At 30.9% G+C, this 3,090-nt stretch carries 3 protein-coding genes; all 3 read right to left on the bottom strand.

The window, feature by feature from the left end:
* The coding region (locus JEY78_RS15705) for a lysophospholipid acyltransferase family protein (protein ID WP_367158793.1) at positions 1-541 on the bottom strand (541 nt) is incomplete at its 3' end.
* Between the two features lie 8 nt (positions 542-549).
* Positions 550-1,926 (bottom strand): GWxTD domain-containing protein, encoded by a 1,377-nt coding sequence (locus JEY78_RS15700; RefSeq protein ID WP_291853681.1) that lies wholly within the window; start codon positions 1,924-1,926, stop codon positions 550-552.
* A 285-nt stretch (positions 1,927-2,211) separates the two neighbouring features.
* Positions 2,212-3,090, bottom strand: an 879-nt coding sequence (locus tag JEY78_RS15695) for a PorV/PorQ family protein (RefSeq protein ID WP_291853677.1), incomplete at its 5' end; no start/stop codon positions are given.

The raw sequence follows: 3,090 nt of genomic DNA, 5'->3' as shown, positions 1-3,090 counted from the left end.
CTTTCATTATTTCTCTTATAGATATTCCCAAAGGAATTTCTATATTGCCGGTAACACTTCTCATTTCGGAAAGCCATTTAGTTACATATGGATTCCTTTGAGGTTTTACTAACTCATGAACTCTTTTATTTAATGTAAGACCAAAATAAACCGCCCCCAGTTCCCAATTTCCAAAATGAGCAGTAAGTAATAAAACTCCTTTCCCATCATCAAGAATTTCGTTTATTACGTGAGTATCTTTACAATTTATCAAATTCAAAATTTCATCCTTGGATGTATTTGATAAATGTGCTATCTCACATAATGCAAGTGCAGAACTGAAATAATTATCATAGATTAATTTATTTATTTCAGCATCATTTTTTTCTGGGAAAGCAATTCCAAAGTTTTTAAGTAAAATCTTTTTTCTTAGTGGGAATATATAATACAAAAGCCAGGCTAAAACTTTTGCAGAATTCCTGGCTTTATCTATTTTACCTAAAGTAACAAACTTTATAATTGTCTTAAAAAGTATATACTCTAATTTATTTTTATCTAACATCTCAAATCTTATTGTTGTTGAACTCTACGTGTCCAAGTATCATCTCTCATTTCACCACGCTTAGTTGAATGAACTAATTCATAGTCAGAAAATCCAGATATATCAGCAAATACAAAGTATACACCGCCTTCCATTGAGTTATAATACCAGATTTCATAAGGTTTAGTATCCATCTGACTCGGATGCCTATCAACCTGATCAGGTTCTCCAAAAATTATCAAGACTCTACCTCTATCACTTTTATAACCCTTTTTATTAAACGCACCATATTTTGAATTTGATTTAGCTACTCTCTCAAAATATTCCTTCTTGTATTCATTCTGTGGAGTTTCTGAAATTACATCTCTGTGTTTCCAAAACTTGAAAAGAAATTCTCTTTTAGCAATAGCAGAATCAAGAATTTCATATTGATCTATTTCATTTTTTGATGCAACATACTTTGACTTATTAAATATATCATCACATTCTTCACTTTCTATAGCAGCAAATTCACTTGATAAATATGAGATATTTTCAACCATTTCAACTTTTTCTGCTATAATTTTCGGATTGTAAAGAAAAAATCTTTTATTGGAAGCATAAGACTGTTTTTTAGTAGAATCAACAAGAGCCAGAACAAGATTATAAGTATCTGTAGGCATTTTCTTAAGATTTACAAATCCCAATTCCACTCTGCTGGTTTGTTTTCTTGAAAGATCTTTAATTTTGCTATCAACCTTTTGTCCCTTACTATTATATAAAAGCTGATGCAGTTCTAAAGGCTGTTCTGTATGATTTTTTATGTTATAGATTTCTGTATAATAAAATAATACAGGCATATTTTCACTATATAACATTTCTGGATTAGGAACAACTTCTAAAGTGTTTTTATAAAAAATAGAATTTGGATCAGTTCCATCTTTTTTAATATTTGTGGAAAGTTCAATATCACTTATTGCTAAAGAATTTTGCGGAAATGGTATCACTTCTACATTTTCAATAATTTCTTTTTTTGCTTCCAGATTATTTTTATCTAAGCCGGCAATTTTTAATTCATACTCACCGCCCGGAACGTAAAAACCAATTACTCCAATCAAGTTTTGACCTGATAAATCTGCAGTTGGATCTGCAACAACATTTGGCACTGACCATTTTTTGTCAAGTTCACTAATTCCAGATAATTTATTTACAAGATTAACAGATAATTCTGCTTCAACTAAATGCTGACCATCCCTTTCAATTTTGGTTAAAGAGCCTTGATTGAAGGAATAATAAATTTCAAGATAAACTGTTGAAGAATCATAATTAAATCTTGCATAATCAAATTCAAAATCAAAATCATTTTGCGCGTTAACAGTAATTGCTAAAGTAAAAACCAAGAATGCTAAAAGCTTAATAAATTTCATATGTTGAGCCTCTATTTATATAAAATAACCACATAAAATTACTTATTTTCTAGATTAAATACATTATCAAACTAAATTTAAATAGTAGAATTTATGGTAATAAACTTCCCACCATTATTGAATATATAAGCTGACTAACAATTCAGAGTCAAATAACATCGAGAATTTTAAATACTACAAGCAAAATTACTGGATTTAGAAAGTTTAAAACCTAATTAAATTGCACAAAAAAACCCAAGCCATTTCTAGCTTGGGTTTTTTGTAAATCTATTTTTTAGGATTGAATTAGAATCCAACACCTAAAGAAATTACATGGTTTTCTGACTGACCAGGTAAGTCAACTGCTCTGTATGCATAGTCAACTCTAAGAGCCATTCCATCCATATCATAGTTAAGACCTACACCAGCTGTAAGACCATATACTTCATATTCACTATCTAATTCAGGGCTAATTGTATAACCGCCTCTTAAGAATAGTAAATTATCGAAGCCATACTCAACACCAACTTTATATTCATCTTCAAAGAAGTTATGGTTAGTGAATACACCCATTACTTGTAATGCGTTCATCTCATCGATGTCATATTCATAACCTAAACCAATATCCAACGTAGTTGGTAATGGGAATGTAGCTGCTTCAACTTTGTATGATTGCTGTCCTCTACTTGTACTTTGAGCGTCAGCAGGAATATAAAGACCTGATCCGTCAAACTGCATATCTGTACCTAAGTTTTTCATAGCAATAGCTAAACTTAAGCCTTCAATACTTCCAAGACTTTTATAAGTAACACCAATATCAAAACTGAAACCAGTATTAGCTACTAGATCAATTGTTTCTGATACATAGTTAGCTGTAATACCAAATGATACACGATCACTTAGCATTTTAGAATATGTAACACCTAACACCATATATTGAGGTGAAAATGTTTGACCAGTTCCATCAGGATTAATGATAGTAGTATTTTCAATATCACCAATGTCTAATGATTTTATAGCTAAACCAAGAGTTCCAAATTCACCAAGGTTTATACCAAAGGCACCATACTCAACACCAATATCAGCTAAATAAGTCATGTGCGAGAAGCTAGCTTCAAAACCATGCTCACCTCTTGCTAAGTTAGCAGGATTCCAATAGATCGCGTCAACACCATTAATACCTAG

This window comes from Lutibacter sp. (assembly GCF_016342705.1).
Taxonomy (GTDB): Bacteria; Bacteroidota; Bacteroidia; order Flavobacteriales; family Flavobacteriaceae; genus Lutibacter.
Note: the sequence above shows the minus strand (reverse complement) of the source record. Positions and strands in the feature narration are given on the sequence as shown.

Excerpts from the sequence above, each read along its gene's own strand:
- JEY78_RS15700 (WP_291853681.1), bottom strand. The coding sequence starts at position 1,926 with ATGAAATTTATTAAGCTTTTAGCATTCTTGGTTTTTACTTTAGCAATT.